This window comes from Micromonospora inyonensis, assembly GCF_900091415.1.
GTDB lineage: Bacteria > Actinomycetota > Actinomycetes > Mycobacteriales > Micromonosporaceae > Micromonospora > Micromonospora inyonensis.
This window is the reverse complement of the sequence record NZ_FMHU01000002.1, coordinates 1,622,687-1,637,645: the sequence shown is the minus strand read 5'-3', so window position 1 is coordinate 1,637,645 and position 14,959 is coordinate 1,622,687. Positions and strand designations below refer to the sequence as shown.

The 14,959-nt window shown below is 74.2% G+C and carries 13 protein-coding genes, 3 pseudogenes and 1 riboswitch; of the genes and pseudogenes, 5 read left to right on the top strand and 11 right to left on the bottom strand.

The features are described 5' to 3' along the window. The first annotated feature begins 43 nt into the window (after positions 1 to 43). A complete protein-coding gene (locus tag GA0074694_RS21760; RefSeq protein WP_245714842.1) occupies positions 44 to 787 on the top strand; it encodes an ABC transporter permease in 744 nt (247 codons plus the stop codon). Between the two features lie 79 nt (positions 788 to 866). Here GA0074694_RS21760 and GA0074694_RS31900 read toward each other — a convergent pair. Continuing rightward, positions 867 to 1,022: pseudogene (locus tag GA0074694_RS31900) on the bottom strand (hypothetical protein); the annotation flags it as partial. 50 nt (positions 1,023 to 1,072) lie between these two features. Between GA0074694_RS31900 and GA0074694_RS21750 the strand changes: the two are divergent. After that, positions 1,073 to 1,246: pseudogene (locus tag GA0074694_RS21750) on the top strand (hypothetical protein); the annotation flags it as partial. Positions 1,247 to 1,361: 115 nt separating this feature from the next. Here GA0074694_RS21750 and GA0074694_RS21745 read toward each other — a convergent pair. The 8 genes and pseudogenes from GA0074694_RS21745 to GA0074694_RS31895 form a co-directional block, all read right to left on the bottom strand. Beyond that, positions 1,362 to 2,258 carry a pentapeptide repeat-containing protein gene (locus GA0074694_RS21745; RefSeq protein ID WP_245714841.1) on the bottom strand — a complete coding sequence of 299 codons (897 nt, stop codon included), beginning with the start codon at positions 2,256 to 2,258 and terminating at the stop codon, positions 1,362 to 1,364. Positions 2,259 to 2,381: 123 nt separating this feature from the next. Beyond that, positions 2,382 to 2,759 (bottom strand): hypothetical protein, encoded by a 378-nt coding sequence (locus GA0074694_RS21740; RefSeq protein ID WP_091461287.1) that lies wholly within the window; start codon positions 2,757 to 2,759, stop codon positions 2,382 to 2,384. Then, positions 2,756 to 3,295 carry a (2Fe-2S) ferredoxin domain-containing protein gene (locus tag GA0074694_RS21735; RefSeq protein ID WP_091461284.1) on the bottom strand — a complete coding sequence of 180 codons (540 nt, stop codon included), beginning with the start codon at positions 3,293 to 3,295 and terminating at the stop codon, positions 2,756 to 2,758. The genes GA0074694_RS21740 and GA0074694_RS21735 overlap by 4 nt, the downstream gene beginning before the upstream one ends. Before the next feature lie 31 nt (positions 3,296 to 3,326). Next, a pseudogene (locus tag GA0074694_RS34300) lies at positions 3,327 to 3,464 on the bottom strand (hypothetical protein); the annotation flags it as partial. Continuing rightward, a complete protein-coding gene (locus GA0074694_RS21725) occupies positions 3,461 to 4,228 on the bottom strand; it encodes an ABC transporter ATP-binding protein (RefSeq protein WP_091461280.1) in 768 nt (255 codons plus the stop codon). The pseudogene GA0074694_RS34300 and the gene GA0074694_RS21725, both read right to left, overlap by 4 nt. Beyond that, positions 4,228 to 5,220 (bottom strand): iron chelate uptake ABC transporter family permease subunit, encoded by a 993-nt coding sequence (locus GA0074694_RS21720; protein ID WP_245714840.1) that lies wholly within the window; start codon positions 5,218 to 5,220, stop codon positions 4,228 to 4,230. Before GA0074694_RS21720 ends, GA0074694_RS21725 begins: the two co-directional genes overlap by 1 nt. A gap of 68 nt (positions 5,221 to 5,288) precedes the next feature. Continuing rightward, positions 5,289 to 6,302 carry an ABC transporter substrate-binding protein gene (locus GA0074694_RS33130; RefSeq protein ID WP_091461277.1) on the bottom strand — a complete coding sequence of 338 codons (1,014 nt, stop codon included), beginning with the start codon at positions 6,300 to 6,302 and terminating at the stop codon, positions 5,289 to 5,291. A gap of 29 nt (positions 6,303 to 6,331) precedes the next feature. Continuing rightward, positions 6,332 to 6,512: riboswitch (cobalamin riboswitch) on the bottom strand. Continuing rightward, positions 6,475 to 6,855 carry a hypothetical protein gene (locus GA0074694_RS31895; RefSeq protein WP_218105769.1) on the bottom strand — a complete coding sequence of 127 codons (381 nt, stop codon included), beginning with the start codon at positions 6,853 to 6,855 and terminating at the stop codon, positions 6,475 to 6,477. It overlaps the preceding riboswitch by 38 nt. A gap of 184 nt (positions 6,856 to 7,039) precedes the next feature. Between GA0074694_RS31895 and GA0074694_RS21710 the strand changes: the two genes are divergently transcribed. The 3 genes from GA0074694_RS21710 to GA0074694_RS21700 all read left to right on the top strand — a co-directional run bounded on the left by GA0074694_RS21710 (position 7,040) and on the right by GA0074694_RS21700 (position 12,343). Further along, positions 7,040 to 8,056: a LacI family DNA-binding transcriptional regulator gene (locus GA0074694_RS21710; protein ID WP_091461274.1), complete on the top strand. Its 1,017-nt coding sequence runs from the start codon at positions 7,040 to 7,042 to the stop codon at positions 8,054 to 8,056. Positions 8,057 to 8,272: 216 nt separating this feature from the next. After that, a complete protein-coding gene (locus GA0074694_RS21705; protein WP_091461271.1) occupies positions 8,273 to 11,539 on the top strand; it encodes a hypothetical protein in 3,267 nt (1,088 codons plus the stop codon). A 72-nt stretch (positions 11,540 to 11,611) separates the two neighbouring features. Next, positions 11,612 to 12,343: an HD domain-containing protein gene (locus GA0074694_RS21700; RefSeq protein ID WP_091461269.1), complete on the top strand. Its 732-nt coding sequence runs from the start codon at positions 11,612 to 11,614 to the stop codon at positions 12,341 to 12,343. Between the two features lie 55 nt (positions 12,344 to 12,398). Here the strand turns inward: GA0074694_RS21700 and GA0074694_RS21695 are convergent, their stop codons facing one another. Then, a complete protein-coding gene (locus GA0074694_RS21695) occupies positions 12,399 to 14,024 on the bottom strand; it encodes an ABC transporter permease (protein ID WP_091461266.1) in 1,626 nt (541 codons plus the stop codon). Beyond that, positions 14,021 to 14,938 carry an ABC transporter ATP-binding protein gene (locus GA0074694_RS21690; protein ID WP_091461264.1) on the bottom strand — a complete coding sequence of 306 codons (918 nt, stop codon included), beginning with the start codon at positions 14,936 to 14,938 and terminating at the stop codon, positions 14,021 to 14,023. The genes GA0074694_RS21695 and GA0074694_RS21690 overlap by 4 nt, the downstream gene beginning before the upstream one ends. Between the last annotated feature and the right edge of the window lie 21 nt (positions 14,939 to 14,959).

Genomic DNA, 14,959 nt, shown 5'->3' with positions numbered 1-14,959 from the left:
CTGGGTATCCACGTCGGGGCCGGTGTCGAGTAGGCATGACCACATGACGTCGACGATGCTGGTGACCGGGCCGAGGCTGGCGGTCGCGCTGGTGGTGCTGACCGCTCTCGCGGCGGTCGTGGTCACGCTCGGCCGGCTGGGGCACGGCCGGCAGATCGTGGTGGCCGCGGTCCGTGCCGCGCTCCAGCTCACGGCCGTGTCCCTGCTCATCGTCGTCATCGTCGGGTCCGTCGCGGCCACCGCCGGCTTCGTCCTGCTCATGTGGGTGGTGGCGGCGGTGACCTCCGGCCGGCGGATCACCGGCGCCGGGCGGGGCTGGTGGGCCGCCGTACCCATCGGGGCCGGGAGCCTGCCGGTGGTGGTGGCGCTGCTCGCCGCCGGTCTGCTCCCGCCGCGCGGCATCGCGGTCGTCCCGGTGGCCGGCATCCTGATCGGCGGGGCGATGACCGCCACATCCCTGGCCGGTCGTCGCGCCCTGGACGAGCTGACGAGCCGCCGGGGCGAGGTGGAGGCCGGACTCGCGCTGGGTCTGCTCCCCCGGGATACGGTGCTGCTGGTCTGCCGCCCGGCCGCCGGGCAGGCGCTGGTCCCGGCGCTGGACCAGACCCGCACGGTGGGGCTGGTGACCCTGCCGGGGGCGTTCGTCGGTGTGCTGCTCGGCGGCGCGGACCCGCTCACCGCCGGCGTCACGCAGCTGTTCGTCCTGATCGGCCTGCTGGCGGTGGAGGCGGTCGCCGTGGTCGTCACCATGGAACTGGTCGCCCGCGGCCGGCTCCGGCCGGCCTGACCGGAGCACGACGCCGCCCCGGGAAGCGTGGCTCCCCCAGATGCCGAAGCCCGACTTCGCGTCGAAGGCGTCATCGCTCCTGCGCGCCCCAGAAGTGGCCGCCGGCCCGGATCAGCGAGATGTTCTCGAACCTCGTCGGCGGGCTGGCCCCGAACCCGATGAACGGGTAGCCGAAGTCCAGCGAGCTGATGGTGATGCCGGAGTAGGTCAGCATGTCCGCGATGTAGAGGTTGCGCCTGGTCGACGCGGACGCAGACCCTCTCCGTCCAGGCCAGCACCGACGGCACCGCCTGGCGCACGATCGTCGCACCGGCCGGGCGGGTCTTCGACCCGGCCACCGGTAACCAGGTGAGCGTCACCGTCGCCACGACCACGACGCGGTACGTCCGGATCCAGGTCACCGGCAACACCGGGTGGCCCGCCGGGCAGCTTTCCCGGCTCGAGGTGTACGCCACCTGACCGGTCGCCGGCCCGGGGAGGCGGCGGTGCACCTGTCGCAGGCGTCGATCCGTTCGGCACTGATCCGCCGCCGGTGGTCACGGGCCGGGCCCCGGAGCACCGGACCCACGCGTCGTCAGCCGCGCCGGCCCCGCCGGCGCGACGGGTCGCCGCGCCGTCCGTCGTGGGGTCGCCGGCCGATGGTGACCGGGGTCGGCGACCAGTGCGCCGGACGGCCGAGCGACGCCGGAACCGCCGTCCGGGTGTCCCCCCGGGCGGCGTCGAGCTGGGCACGGGTAAGGAAGATGCTGCCGGCCAGGTCGGCACCGCGCAGGTCGGCGCCGCGCAGGTCGGCACCGGTCAGATCGGCCAGGTGCAGGTCCACGCCCCGCAGGTCCGCGCTGATGAGGTACGCCCCCCGGAGGTTGGCCGCCCGCAGGTCGACCCGGCGCAGGTCCGCCCCGACCAGGTCCGCGCCCCGGTGGTCCCGGCCCGGTCCGCCACCCCGGGCGCGCACCCGTGTGCTGACCTGGGACAGCACCGGATTGACCGCGCCGCGCAGGGCGTCCACCTCGACCACGCTCAGCGCGTCCGGGCCGAGCCGGGTGTGGGCGGCCAGCCGCTCCCCCACCTGCCGCAGCTCACCGTCGAGCGGCTCGCCGGGACGCAGGGCGACCGCCTCGGTGACGTACCAGAGCAGCTCGTGCAGGGCACGCAGGACCGGGAAGGCGGCCCGCACCGGGGCGGCCAGCTCGGGATGGGTACGCCAGTCCCGCCCGCCGAAGGTGACCTGGGCGAGCTGCTGTCCCGCGCCGAAGCAGTCGAAGACCGTGCAGCCGGGGAAGCCCCGCTCCCGCAGCCGGTCGTGGATGCCGCAGCGGAAGTCGTCGGCCAGGTTCGGGCAGGGGGTACCGGCGGGCTTGTCGAGGGCGAAGTCGGCGGACGCGGCGAACGCGGGTACGTAGCAGCAGAGGCCAAAGCACCGCGCGCAGTCCGCCCGCAGGTCCGCCGCACGTGGCAGGTCGGTGGGCACGGGAGGCAAGCCTAGTGCCGTGGCCACGGACGTCCACCACGTTCCCGCTGGCGGGTGGCGGATCCTCGCCGGGGGCGCGTGCCCACCCGCGGTGGTGCCGTCACGCCGTCCGCCCCCGCCGACTCAGCGGCGACGACCGCCCGGCTCGGGCAACCCGGGCGCGACCACCGACAGTTCGAGGGCGGCGGAGAGCGGTGCCACCCCCGGCCCACCGGCCCGGACCCAGCCGGTGATGTCGTCGACCACCGCGTCGTCGACGACCAGCCCGAACCAGACCGGCCGCGCGCCGGCCCGGCGCGCCCGGGGAGCCGGGTGCACGACGATCACGTTCGACTGCGCACACAGGTCGAGGCAGGTGCTGATCCGCATCCGGTGCGGTGCCGGGAGGCCGGCGCGCAGGCGGCGCAGCTGTGCGTCGTGGTCGACCGAGGGGTGCTTGCGGGCGCTGCCGCAGCAGCAGTCCCGGCACACGGTGACCAGACAGCCGGACGGGTCGGTCATGGTCGGCTCCTTGGTCGCTGGCCGTCGACGGGCTGTCCCCGCCGCAGGTGTTCGTCGACGATCCGCCCGGCGAGTTCCGGGTCCACCTGCTCGTACCAGATGTCGTCGGGGTGGACCACGACGAGCGGACCGAGGTCGCAGGGGAAGAGGCAGCCGGTAGGGGTGACGAGCGCGTCGTCGTCGCCCAGACCGTGCCGCACGAGCTCCCGGGTGAGGCGGTCGGCGACCTGGTTCGCCCCGTAGGCGGTGCAGCGTGGCCCCCGGCAGACCAGGACGTGGTGGCGGTGCGGGGTGAGGCGCGACCAGGCGGGGCTGCGGAACGGGCCGGGACTGCCGACGAGCGGGTGGCACGGGCCGGTGACCGCCTGCGTGATCGCGGTGACCAGTGCGGGTTGGTCGGCCAGGGGTCCGGTGACCGAGACCCGGGGCGGTCGCGCGTAAACCGGCCGCCCAGTGCGCGTGGGCCCGGCGGATCCAGGTGTCCAGGTACCGGTCGGGTGGCAGGTGCGTCGGGACGAGCAGGACCTCGTCGGCACCGGCGGCGACGGCGTCGTCGAGCGCGGCGTGCAGCGACGGCGCGGCGCCGTCGAGGAAGCACGCCGACACCGGGACGTCCAGCGCCCGGGCCACGTCGTCGGCGAGCCGGCGCACGGTGTCCTGCCCGCCGACGTGGGTGACCGCTTGCGCGCTACGCACTTCGGTCATGACGCGGGCGGGTGGTAGGTGATGGTGGGCCGCCCGGTGACCGGGTGCGCCGCGACGTCGGCGTGGACGCCGTAGACGTCGCTGAGCAGCCGCGGGGTGAGGACGTCGGTGGGTGCGCCGGTGGCGACGACCCGACCGCCGGCCAGCACCACCACGGTGTCGCAGAACATGGCGGCGAGGTTGAGGTCGTGCAGTGCGGCGAGGGTGGTGATGCCGGCGCGGCGGACCAGGTGCAGCAGGTGCAGCTGGTGGCCGATGTCCAGGTGGTTGGTGGGCTCGTCGAGCAGCAGCAGTCGCGGTCGCTGTGCCAGCGCGCGGGCCAGTTGCGCCCGCTGCCGTTCACCGCCGGAGAGCGTGTGCCAGCGACGGTCCGCGTAGCCGTCCAGGTCGACCCGGGCGAGCGCCTCGGTCGCGACCTCCCGGTCGGCGGCGGTGTCCGACCACCAGGAACGGCGGTGCGGGATGCGGCCCAGCAGCACCACCTCGGCGACGGTGAGGTCGAGGTCGGTGTCGGCGTGCTGGGCGAGCAGCGCCGCCCGACGGGCCAACGTGGAGCGGGAGAGGCTGGCGAGGTCGTCGCCGTCGACGGTGACCCGGCCCTGGTCGGCGCGGGTGAGCCGGGCGACGATCCGCAGCAGGGTCGTCTTGCCGCAGCCGTTCGGCCCGAGCAGCCCGACGAGACTGCCCGTCGGCACCGCGCAGGTCACGTCGTCGAGGATCCGCCGGGCCGCCACGGACCAGGACACGCCGGTGACGTCGAGCATCAGTCCCGTGCCCTCCGCCGGTGCAGCAGCACCACGAAGGCGGGCACGCCGAGCAGCGCGGTCAGCACGCCGACCGGCAGTTCCCGGGGCTCGAACAGGGTCCGCGCGGCGGTGTCCACCCAGACCACGAAGATCGCGCCGGCCGGGACGACGGCGGGCAGCAGCCGCCGGTGGTCCGCCCCGGTGAGGAAGCGGACGGCGTGCGGCAGGATCAACCCGACGAAGCCGATCGCGCCGCTGATCGCCACGAGCACGGCGGTGAGCAGCGCGGTGGCGACCAGCAGCAGCCAGCGGACCCGGCCGACCGGGACGCCGAGGGCCGCGGCGGCGTCCTCGCCGAAGGCGAACGCGTTGAGCCGGCGGGCGTGTGCCGCCACCAGGGCGAGCACGGCGGCCAGCACCGGCGAGGCCCAGGCCAGCGCGGTCCAGTCGACCCGGGCCAGTGAACCGGAGAGCCAGAAGGTGATGCTCTGGGTGGCGTGCGGGTCGGCGACCCAGATGATGACGAAGGAGGTCGCCGCGGCGCAGAGCTGCGCGACGGCCACCCCGGCGAGCACCACCCGGGTGGGTTCGAGGGCACCCCGCCGACCGGCCACGGCGATCACGACGACGAACGCGGCGAGCGCACCGGCGAGGGCACCCCCGGTCAGCGCGGCGACGCCGTTGCCGAGACCGACGACCAGGACCGCGACCGCGCCCAGCGACGCCCCGGAGGAGACGCCGAGCAGGTACGGGTCGGCCAGCGGGTTACGGGTGACGGTCTGCATCACCGCGCCGACCGCCGCCAGCCCCGCCCCGACCAGAGCCGCGCCGAGCACCCGGGGCAGCCGTAGCCGCCAGACGATGTGCTCGCGCAGCACCGGCAGGTCGGAGTCGAGCAGCCCCAGCCGGTCGGCCACCACGGTCCACACCGTCCGTATCGAGATGTCGGCGGGCCCGATGGTGACCGCCGCCCCGATCGACGCCACCAGGGCGACCAGCAGCACGGGCACGAGCAGCGCCGGGCCGGCGGGCCGGGCCGGGCGGAGGGCGGCCTGGGTGGGCGGCGCGGTCGCGGTGGTCAGCGCCCGGTCCCGTCGGGGATCCGGACGACGCCTTCGGCGAGCGCCTCGACGCCGCGCACGACGCGCACCCCGGCGGAGGTGGCGGAGAAGGGGATGACGACGAAGCGCTGCCCGCTCACCGCCCTGAGGTGCCGCAGCGTGGGGTGGCCGGTCAGGAACGCCTTCTTCGCGGCGGCCGTGTCCCATGCCGCGTCGACCAGCACGATCACGTCGGGATCGCGTTCGGCGAGGGTCTCCCAGCCGCTGTCGGCCCAGTCGCCGGTCAGGTCGGCGAACGCGTTTCCGACCCCGACCGAGGACATGATGAGGCCGGGAGTGCCGCAGCAGGAGCCCACACTCGGCGCGTCGGTCCCTTCGTCCCACCAGAGCACGGAGAGGTCCCCGGCACCGTCGACCCGGCCGGCGGCCGTGGCGATCCGGGTCCGCTGGTCGGCGATGAGCTTCTCGGCCCGATCGGGTACGCCGAAGATGGCCGCGACGTCCCGGATCTCACCGAACACGTGGTCGATGGTCAGCTTCGCCGGCCGGTGCGGCGCGGGACAGCCGGCCGGGGAGAGGTACGTCCCGATACCGAGCCTCGCCAGCCCGGTCCGGTCACCGGCGCCCTCGTCGCCGAAGGCACTGTGGAAGGAGCCGTAGACGAAGTCGGGCTCGGCCTCGAGCAGCTTCTCCTTCGAGGGGTACTTCTCGGCCAGCACCGGCACCGAGGCGTACGGGGTGGCGTACTCCGGCAGGATGGCGTCGTCCAGGTAGGCCGTACCGGCCATCCGGTCGGCCAGCCCGAGGGCCAGCATGATCTCGGTGGCGGGCTGGTTCATGGTCACCGCCCGCCGGGGCGGCGCGGCCACCCGGACCGGCGTGCCGCAGTTGGTCAGGTCGACCGCGGTGACCGGCTGCGGGGCAGCCGGGGTGGAGTCGTCCCCGGTGCCGCAGCCGCCGAGCAGGACGATGAGGACGGTCAGCGGCGCGGCGACGCGCCGGGACACGGTGGACAGAGCGCGCTCGCGCATCGGGATTGCCTTCCAGCACCTCGTGGACGGGTCGTCACAGTGCCGTGGCCGGTCTCCTGGCTGACGGGACGTGCGTCCGTGGCCGGCCTTCCCAGGCGCGTACGCCCAGTGACCTCGGTTTCGACGAGGGCCGCGGACTCCCGATCACAGTGGCGAGGACCGCACCGGTACTTCACCGGTTTCCCGTGCACCACGGCAGCGTCACCCTAGCCGCTGCCGCGCACGGGTGCCATGGTGACGAAGACCACCCGCGCGGTACCCGCTGCCGGGCCCCGTCGAGGTCCCGGCTGCCGGCGGGCAGGCCGCCCGAGGCCAGCACCAGCACCGGGCAGTCGAGGATGGGGCCTCCTCGACGGCCCGCGGGTTCTCCGTCCGGCAGTCGTGGGCGGTGAGGAAGCCGCCCCGGCGGAGTGGAGGTGACGGTGAGCCCGGTGGCGCGGACCAGCCGGGCCGCCCGCTCGACGCCGTACGCCCCGACCGGTTCGCGCCACACGATGCCCGGCACCCCCGCGTCGGCGTAGTCCGCGACGGCCTCCTCCAGCGGCCGGTTCATCGAGGTGGCCTGGTTGACGGAGTGCCCCCGGCGGCCTGGGGCGATCCCGCCAGGCAAGGGCTTTCCTCCGCCCGTTCGCCCGGCGTGCCGGGCCCCGCGGTGGCGGGGACCGCCCTACCCGCTGCGGTAGCCTGAGGCCGCGACTCAGGGCGCGACCACATCAGCAGAACACTCGGGGGTGGCCATGGCGACGCTGGCCGACGTCGCCCGACGGGCCGGGGTCTCCCCCGCGACCGCGTCGCGGGTCATCAACGGCAGCAGCAAGACCGTCACCGAGGAGCTGCGCGACCGGGTGCTGCGGGCCGTGGCCGACCTGCGCTACGTCCCGAACGCCCACGCCCAGCTCCTGGCCCGTCCCCACCGCAGCGTGGTCGGCGTCATCGTGCACGACGTCTCCGACCCGTACTTCGCCGAGGTCACCCGAGGGCTGCAGCGGGTGGCGACCGCACGCGGCAAGCTGCTCATCATCTGCAACAGCTACCGGGACCCGGAACGGGAACTGGAGTACGTCGACCTGCTGCGCGGCCAACAGGTCGCGGCGATGATCCTGGCCGGCTCCGGCTACCACGACGACAGCTTCACCACCCGGCTCAACGAACAGCTCGCCGCGTACGAGGCGACCGGCGGCCGGGTCGCGGTCATCGGACGCCACGAGCACGCCGGCGACGCGGTGATGCCGGCGAACGAGAACGGCGCGTACCTGCTGGCCCGGGAGCTGCTCGCGCTCGGTCACCGGCGGATCGGGGTGGTGGCCGGCCCCCGGCTGCTCACCACGACCACCGACCGGTTGGCCGGGCTGCGCCGCGCCCTCGCCGAGCGGGAGCTGACCCTGCCCGAGGAGCACGTCCGCTACGCCGAGTTCGACCGGGACAGCGGGGCCGGGGCGGCGGCCGTCCTCCTCGACGCGGTGCCCGGCGTGACGGCGGTCGTGGCACTCAACGACTCCATGGCCATCGGCGCGCTGTCGCTGCTGCGGGCCCGGGGGGTGGCCGTGCCCGGCCAGGTCTCGGTCACCGGCTTCGACGACATGCCGATCGCCCGCGACGTCACGCCGGCCCTGACCACCGTCCGGCTCCCGCTGGTCGAGATGGGGGCACGGGCGATGGCCCTCGCGCTGGAGCCGGTGGCCGCCGGCGGCCGGATCGAGGTGCTCGACGCCGGGGTGGTCCTGCGCGACACCACCGGCCCCGCCCCGGCCTGACCGGCCACCACGCCCCGGCCCGGACACCGTCCCTGCCCGCCGGTCCCGCGCAGCCCCGGCCGGGCTTTTCGCCGGTCCGCACCAGAGGTCCGCCTGATCAGCGTTACCCTCACTCTGACCGGTACGTGACGAAATCTCACCAGCCGCTCGCCGTGACGGACGGGGGGTACGGGCATGCGCGGTCCGCTCTGGCGCAGACGCCTGTGGAGCCCACGGATGTCGGTGGCGAAGCTGACCCGCACGGTGGAGACCCGGGTCAGCGGCGAGGAACAGCAATGGCGGCGCGTCCGAGCCGACAGGCTGCCGACCCGCTCCCGCCGGTGGCCGCGGCATCCCTGGTGGACCGTACTGGCCGTGGTCGTCGTGCTCGTCGTCGCCGTCTGTCTCGTCGCCCAGGTCCTCAACCCCCTCTACCACCTGTTCTTCCCTCCCCAGGGACGCCGGTGGCTCGGTGAACGACTGCCGGAACTCCGGAACCCCTGCGCCGGGGAGCGGCAGGCACCCTGCACGACCCTCGCGCAGTTCTTCAGTCCCCTGATCGGCGCGGCCCTCGGTCTGGCCCTCTTCTACGTGCTCAGCAAGCAACGGGTCCACCGCTGGTACAACCGCCGGGCTCGGGCGTCGGCGACCGCGCTGGTGGCGACCGCCGATCCCAGCGTGGACCGGGTCGTCGGCCGCGACGAACTCTGCGAGGTGCTCATCGAGCGGATCCGGGACCCGCAGGTGCGCTCGCCCGTCGTGCTCGTCGGTGGGGTCGGGTCCGGGAAGACCGCGATCATCGTCGAGTTGACCCGACAGCTCGCCCGCCGCGGGATCGTGCCGGTACCGGTGCGGATGCGCGATGCCCGGCTCGCCGAGGACCTCACCTTCGAGGAACTGGCCAGGAGACGGTTTCAGGAACTGGTGGACGCCCAGTTGTTCAGCGACGGCTCCGGAACCCGGATCTGGCGGCACCTGCGGATGAGCAACCGGATCGCGGTGCTCGCCGACGGACTGCACGAGCCGTTCGGCCGGGACGAGGAACAGCGGGAGGAGAACGTGCTGCGGGAGGCGATCAGCCAGGCCGCCGAGGCACGACTACCGCTGATCGTGACCTCCCGTCCGTACGACCCGCTCCGGGGCATGCGCGCGATCCTGGTCGGGTTGGAACCGCTTGGCGAGGGGGCCGCGCTGGAACACGGGCTCGACGGCACGCCGGGAGCAGCTCCGTCCTCCTGGGCGAGGATCGTCGCCCTGATCAAGGCGGCGGACGTCACCGACTCCCCGTTCTTCCTGACCGTCATCCGCGCCCTGCACCGCAGCGACCGGTTGCCACGGTTGTCCCGGGCCGAGGCCGGCGGGGTGGTCCGGCCGATGGACCGGTACGAGGCCCGGTGGCAGTTGCTCGACGCCTGGCGTACCGCACTGCTCGACGGCACCCTCAAGAGGGACGTCAGCCGGAGCCGCGACGACCGGGCGATCACCCTGGAGGTGCTGTCCGCCTTCGCGTGTCTGGCCCTGGTGCGCGGCACCAGTCACCTGGAGTACCAGGAAATGACCCGGGGCCACGACGCGGAGCATCGGGCGATCCTGGGCCGGCTGCACGACGGACTCGGCAACCGTGTGCGGACCAACCTCCTGGACCACATCACGCACGCCTTCGTCGAGGGCGCGGAGTGGGCGGTCGTGGACGTCCGCCGGACCGAGGCCCAGTTCCTGCACGGCGTCGTCCAGGCCTACCTGGGCATGCGGTACCTCACCGACCCGAAACTGCTGGGCCGGCTGCTGGGAAGCCTGATCACGTCACGACGCAACCCGGAGGCGCTGATCGCGTTGACCCTCCTCTCCCGCCACCTGGCGGCCCAGCGGAGCGACCGACCGCCCCTGGCCGAACGCCTTCCACTCGCCCCGCGCGAGGAACCGGTCGCCCGGCTGGTCCGGCACCTGCGGGAGCAGGCGAGATCGGAGAAGGACCTCTGCTGGCGGTTCGAGTTGTACGCCGCAGCGGTGGAGAGCGACACCAGCGCCCGCCGGCCGGTGCACGCCGACCTGCTCCGGGAGATCGCGGAGCAGTGGGAGGACGCCGGGATCGGGCACGTTCCCAACCGTCCGGCCAACCAGGCCCGGCTCCAGCTCGTCCGCCGGATCGGGGACGCCGCGCGGCTGATCGTCGACCGCGCACGCACGTGCCGGACCGAACGGGGTGTCCGGGCCGACCGGGCCGGTCCAGAGCCCAACTACGCCGCCTTCTTCCGGCTGGCCGGTCGGGAGGGTTCGTACCGGGTCCGGCTCGCCGCGGCGCGGGAGATCGGCCTGGGCGGTCGGGAGGCGGTGCGCGGCCTGCGTCAGGTCGGCGGCTTGGGCCCCGAGGAGATGCCGCGCAGCACCACCGCCGACCGCCGGTCGGAACATCTCACCTACTGGGAGCAGCAGCTACGGGGCTGGATCCTGCCGTTGCTCTACCAGTCCGCCCACCAGGACACCGAGGAGACCCCGCTCGGACCGACCCCGGAGATCACCCAGGTGGGGGGTGACCTGCGGAAGTGGCTCCGCGCGCTGGAGGCGTACCACCCCGCGCGGCCGGAGCACTACTTCCCGATCACCTCGGAGATCGCGTTCGCCCAGGGTTTCCGGCTGGCCGCGAACATCCGCCGGCCCCTGGTCGGTCGCACCCCGTCCGACCGTAGCTTTCTCGTCGAGAAGGCGGAGCGGACGTTGGCCCACTCCCGGTTCTGGTACAGCCAACTGGTGCTGCTCCAGGCACTGACGCTCTTCTCCCTGCCCGTCGACCCGGCCGAACCGCTGCCCCGCCGGGAACACGGCGCGAACCCGTACGGCCTGGTGCGGCACTGGTTGCGGATCGCCGGTCAGGCGGTGCGCGGACGACCGCCCGGTCCGCCGCACCCCTTCCTGCTGGAGGCCGGCCGCCTCTGCGTGCGCGCCCTGCTCAGTCGCCGCCCGGAACGGTACTGCTGGATCGACGAGCGTGAGACCTCCAGCCGGGTCGGGTCGAGCAGCACGGTGGCGGAGGTGCGCCGGGAACAGTCCCTGTGGATCCCCGACTCGAGCGGCTGGAGTGTCCTCACCCCGCATGCCCAGCGCCTCCTGGCCGACGTCATGCTGCTGCTGAATCTCGCCGACCGGGGCGACCTGCTCATCGACCGGGAGGACCGGCTGACCCGCGCGGACCGCGCCGACCTGCCGCCCTGCCTGACCAGCGACCGTCGCCCGCTGCGGCCCGACCGCACGCTGGAGTCCTCCGAGTCCTGCTCCCCGGGGGCCACCTGCCTGGACGACTGCCCGTTCCGGCTCTGCCCGCTGCCGGCCGAAGGTGAACCGCAGCCGCACGAGCTGGACCAGAACTTCTGTGCGCGGCAGGCGGACCTCACCTCACCGCGGTACCTGCTCAGTGCCCGGTCGCCCTGGCAGAACACGTCCCGCTCGCAGCTGCGCCAGTTCTGGCGTCGCATGTCCGAGCGGCAACTCCCGGAGTGGCGACGCTGAGCACCGCGCCCGCAGGCCGGGGACGCACAGGCGGGGCGGGACGGACGGCGGGTGATCGGCTATAAGTGACGGATGGATTTCCCCTCGTACCTGGGCACGATGCCGATGCACGCGATCACGGAGATCCACGGCGAGCCCGGCCTGCTGGAACGCTTCCGGCTGGAGGTCGGCGCCTTCGACGCCGACGCGCGACGGCGCCTGACCGAGGCCCTCGACCTCGCCGCCGAGCTGCACCGCGACGACCGGCGGGTGCGCGAGCCGTACCTGAACCACCTGCTGCGGGTGGCCATCCGCCTGATGCACCACTACCAGGTCCGCGACGTCGACGTGATCGTCGCGGGTCTGCTGCACGACGCCGTGGAGGACCATCCGGCCGACCTGGCCGGCGAGGTCGGCGACGGTGTCGATCCGGTCCCGGCCGCCCTCGCCGTGCTGGCCGACCGGTTCGGTCACCGGGTCGCCCGGCTGGTCGCGGCGGTCACCAACCCGACCTGGGACCCGGACCGGGACCGCCACGTCCAGTACCGGGAGCACGTCGCGGCCAGCCTGGACCGGGACCCGTGGGCGCGGGTCATCAAGATCTCCGACTTCACCGACAACGGCGTCGGAGTGATCCACACGACCGGGCCGAAGGTGCTCTCGTCGGCCCGCAAGTACCGCCCGCTGGTCCCGATCCTGCGGGAACTGATCGCCCGGCCCGACACGCCGCTCGCGCCCGCCGTCAAGGAGCACATCTTCGCCCAGCTCGACCTCGCCGAGGAGCGCTTCCGGGCGATCCTGGACGACCCCGCCCCCACCCACTGACCGCCGACCGGGTTCCGCGGCGGGCCGCTCCCAGCCGATCCGGGCCGCCGTCCGCTCAGCTCGGGACGTCGCGGCGACGGAAGCCGGTCGCCCCGGCGGCGAGCAGCAGCACCGCCACCCCGGTGAGCACGGCCAGCGGCAGCACGGCGAACCCGGCCGCCGGCAGGGCCGGCACGTGCGTGTACGGGGAGAGGTCCAGCACCGCCTGCGGCAGGTCCAGCACCGCCCCGAGCTGCCCGAACAGCAGGAACACGATCAGCGTCGCCCAGGACAGGCCCGTCGCCGCGCGGGGCACCAGCCCGAAGAACAGCACCACCACCCCGGCCAGCACCAGCAGTGCCGGCACCCGGACCAGGGCCGCCCCGGTCAGCTCACCGACCCGGCCGACCGGGTCACCGGCGACGGTGGCGTACCCGAGTCCGGTGGTCCCCCCGGCCAGGAGCATCAGGCCGGTGGCGCCGAGCACGGCGGTGGACAGGTGCCCGGCCAGCCAGCGTCGCCGGCTGACGGCGGCGGCGAGCGCCACCTCCAGGGTCCCGTCGGACTCCTCGGCACGGGTCCGCAGCACGGCCTGCACGACGTACGCGCCGATCGTCAACGCGAAGATGCCGATCATCGCGGTCAGGTACGCGTCGACCAGGTCCGCCCCACCACCGAGTTGGCTGATCGCCTCGGCCGCCGCCGCGTTCTCGCCGACCATGTTCTCGACCTCGTCGGCGGCGAGCCCCATGCCGAAGCCGAGCACCGCGACACCGACCGCCCAGCCGAGCAGGGCCGGGCGCTGCAACCGCCACGCCAGACCGACCGGGCTGAGCAGGGCCCGGGATGCCCGCGCCGGCCCGCGCCGGCTGGCGAGCAGACCGGCCCCGAGGTCCCGCCGGTTCGTCAGCAGGTACGCCGCCACGGTCGCCGCGACCAGCAGCGCCACGGGCAGTACGAGCACCCACCACCGCTCGCCGCCGTACGGTCGCACCTGGGTCGCCCAGCCGAGCGGGGAGAGCCAGGCGGGCCAGGCGCTGACCACCCGCTGACCGTCCGGGGTGGCGTCGCCGAACACGTCGCCGGCGGCGCGGAGCACGAACGCCACCCCGACCGCCGCCGCGGCCAGCGCGTTCGCGCCCCGGGAGCTGCCGGAGAGCTGGGCGGTCACCGCGGCGACGGCCGCGAAGGAGACCCCGACGGTGGCGATCGCGGCGGCGGTCGCGATCGATCCGCCGGCCGGAAGGTCCGCGCCGACCAGGGCGACGGCGACCAGCGCGGCGGTGATCAGGTTGGCCGCGACGGTGACCAGCAGGGCGGCGGTGAGCGGGGCGTACCGGCCGAGCACGGACGCGCCGAGCAGTTCGGCCCGCCCGGTCTCCTCGTTCTGCCGGGTGTGCCGGACCACGGTGAAGGTGCTCAGCAGCGCGGTGAGCACGGCGAGGGTCAGGTACGACTCGGCGAAGACCACCGAGCCCATGCTCGGTCCGGCGACCGGGCCGTTGAACGCGCGGGCGACCAGGCTGGCCGCCGCGGTGGTGGCGTACGTGATCCGGTCCCGTTCCCCGGCGTAGAGGCCGGCGACGCTGGCGGCCAGCGCGGCGGTCAGCAGCGGCGTGCCGAGCACCCAGAGCGCCAGCCGGACCCGGTCTCGGCGCAGCACCAACCCGACCAGGCGGCCGGTGCCGGTGAGGGCGCTCACCGCTGCGCCGCCGGCACGGTCGCGGTCGGGGTGACCCGGTCGCCGTAGTGGGCCAGGAACAGCTCCTCCAGGGTGGGCGGGGCGCTGGTCAGCGACCGCACACCGAACCGGATCAGGTGACCGAGCAGCTCGTCCAGGTGGGCGGGGTCGACCTCCAACTGGAGCCGGTCGTCGGCCTGGTTGACGAGCTGGGTGCCGGCGAGGCGGTCCAGCCCGGTCACCGGGCGCGCGGTCTCGACGGTGACCGACAGCCGGGTGAGGTGGCGCAGTTCGGCGAGGGTGCCGGACTCGACGGTGCGTCCCTCCCGGATGATGCTGACCCGGTCGCAGAGCGCCTCGACCTCGGCGAGCACGTGACTGGAGAGCAGCACGGTGCCACCGTCGCGCCTGATCCGCCGGACCTCGTCCTGGAACACCGCCTCCATCAGCGGGTCCAGGCCGGCGGTCGGCTCGTCCAGCACGTACAGCACGACGTCGGCGGCGAAGGCCGCGACGATGGCCACCTTCTGCCGGTTGCCCTTGGAGTAGGTGCGGCACTTCTTCGTCGGATCGAGGTCGAACCGCTGGAGCAACTCGTCGCGGCGCCGCCGGTCGAGCCCGCCGCGCAGGGCCCCGAGCAGGTCGATCGCCTCACCACCGGAGAGGTTCGGCCAGAGGTTGACGTCACCGGGGACGTACGCGAGGCGGCGGTGCAGCGCCACCGCGTCACGCCACGGATCGCCGCCGAGCAGGCGCACCTCCCCGGAGTCCCAGCGCAGCAGTCCGAGCAGGACGCGGATGGTGGTGGACTTGCCGGAGCCGTTCGGGCCGAGGAAGCCGTGCACCTCCCCCGCCTCGACGCGCAGGTCGAGCCCGTCCAGGGCCCGGGTGCGGCCGAAGGTCTTGACCAGGTCGTTGACCGCGATGACGGCCATGACGCCTCCTGTCGCCCATGA

Excerpts from the sequence above, each read along its gene's own strand:
- GA0074694_RS31895 (WP_218105769.1), bottom strand. The coding sequence starts at position 6,855 with ATGAACCGGCCGCTGGAGGAGGCCGTCGCGGACTACGCCGACGCGGGG.
- GA0074694_RS21700 (WP_091461269.1), top strand. The coding sequence starts at position 11,612 with ATGGATTTCCCCTCGTACCTGGGCACGATGCCGATGCACGCGATCACG.
- GA0074694_RS21760 (WP_245714842.1), top strand. The coding sequence starts at position 44 with ATGACGTCGACGATGCTGGTGACCGGGCCGAGGCTGGCGGTCGCGCTG.
- GA0074694_RS21725 (WP_091461280.1), bottom strand. The coding sequence starts at position 4,228 with ATGCTCGACGTCACCGGCGTGTCCTGGTCCGTGGCGGCCCGGCGGATC.
- GA0074694_RS21690 (WP_091461264.1), bottom strand. The coding sequence starts at position 14,938 with ATGGCCGTCATCGCGGTCAACGACCTGGTCAAGACCTTCGGCCGCACC.
- GA0074694_RS21710 (WP_091461274.1), top strand. The coding sequence starts at position 7,040 with ATGGCGACGCTGGCCGACGTCGCCCGACGGGCCGGGGTCTCCCCCGCG.
- GA0074694_RS33130 (WP_091461277.1), bottom strand. The coding sequence starts at position 6,302 with ATGCGCGAGCGCGCTCTGTCCACCGTGTCCCGGCGCGTCGCCGCGCCG.
- GA0074694_RS21740 (WP_091461287.1), bottom strand. The coding sequence starts at position 2,759 with ATGACCGACCCGTCCGGCTGTCTGGTCACCGTGTGCCGGGACTGCTGC.
- GA0074694_RS21705 (WP_091461271.1), top strand. The coding sequence starts at position 8,273 with ATGTCGGTGGCGAAGCTGACCCGCACGGTGGAGACCCGGGTCAGCGGC.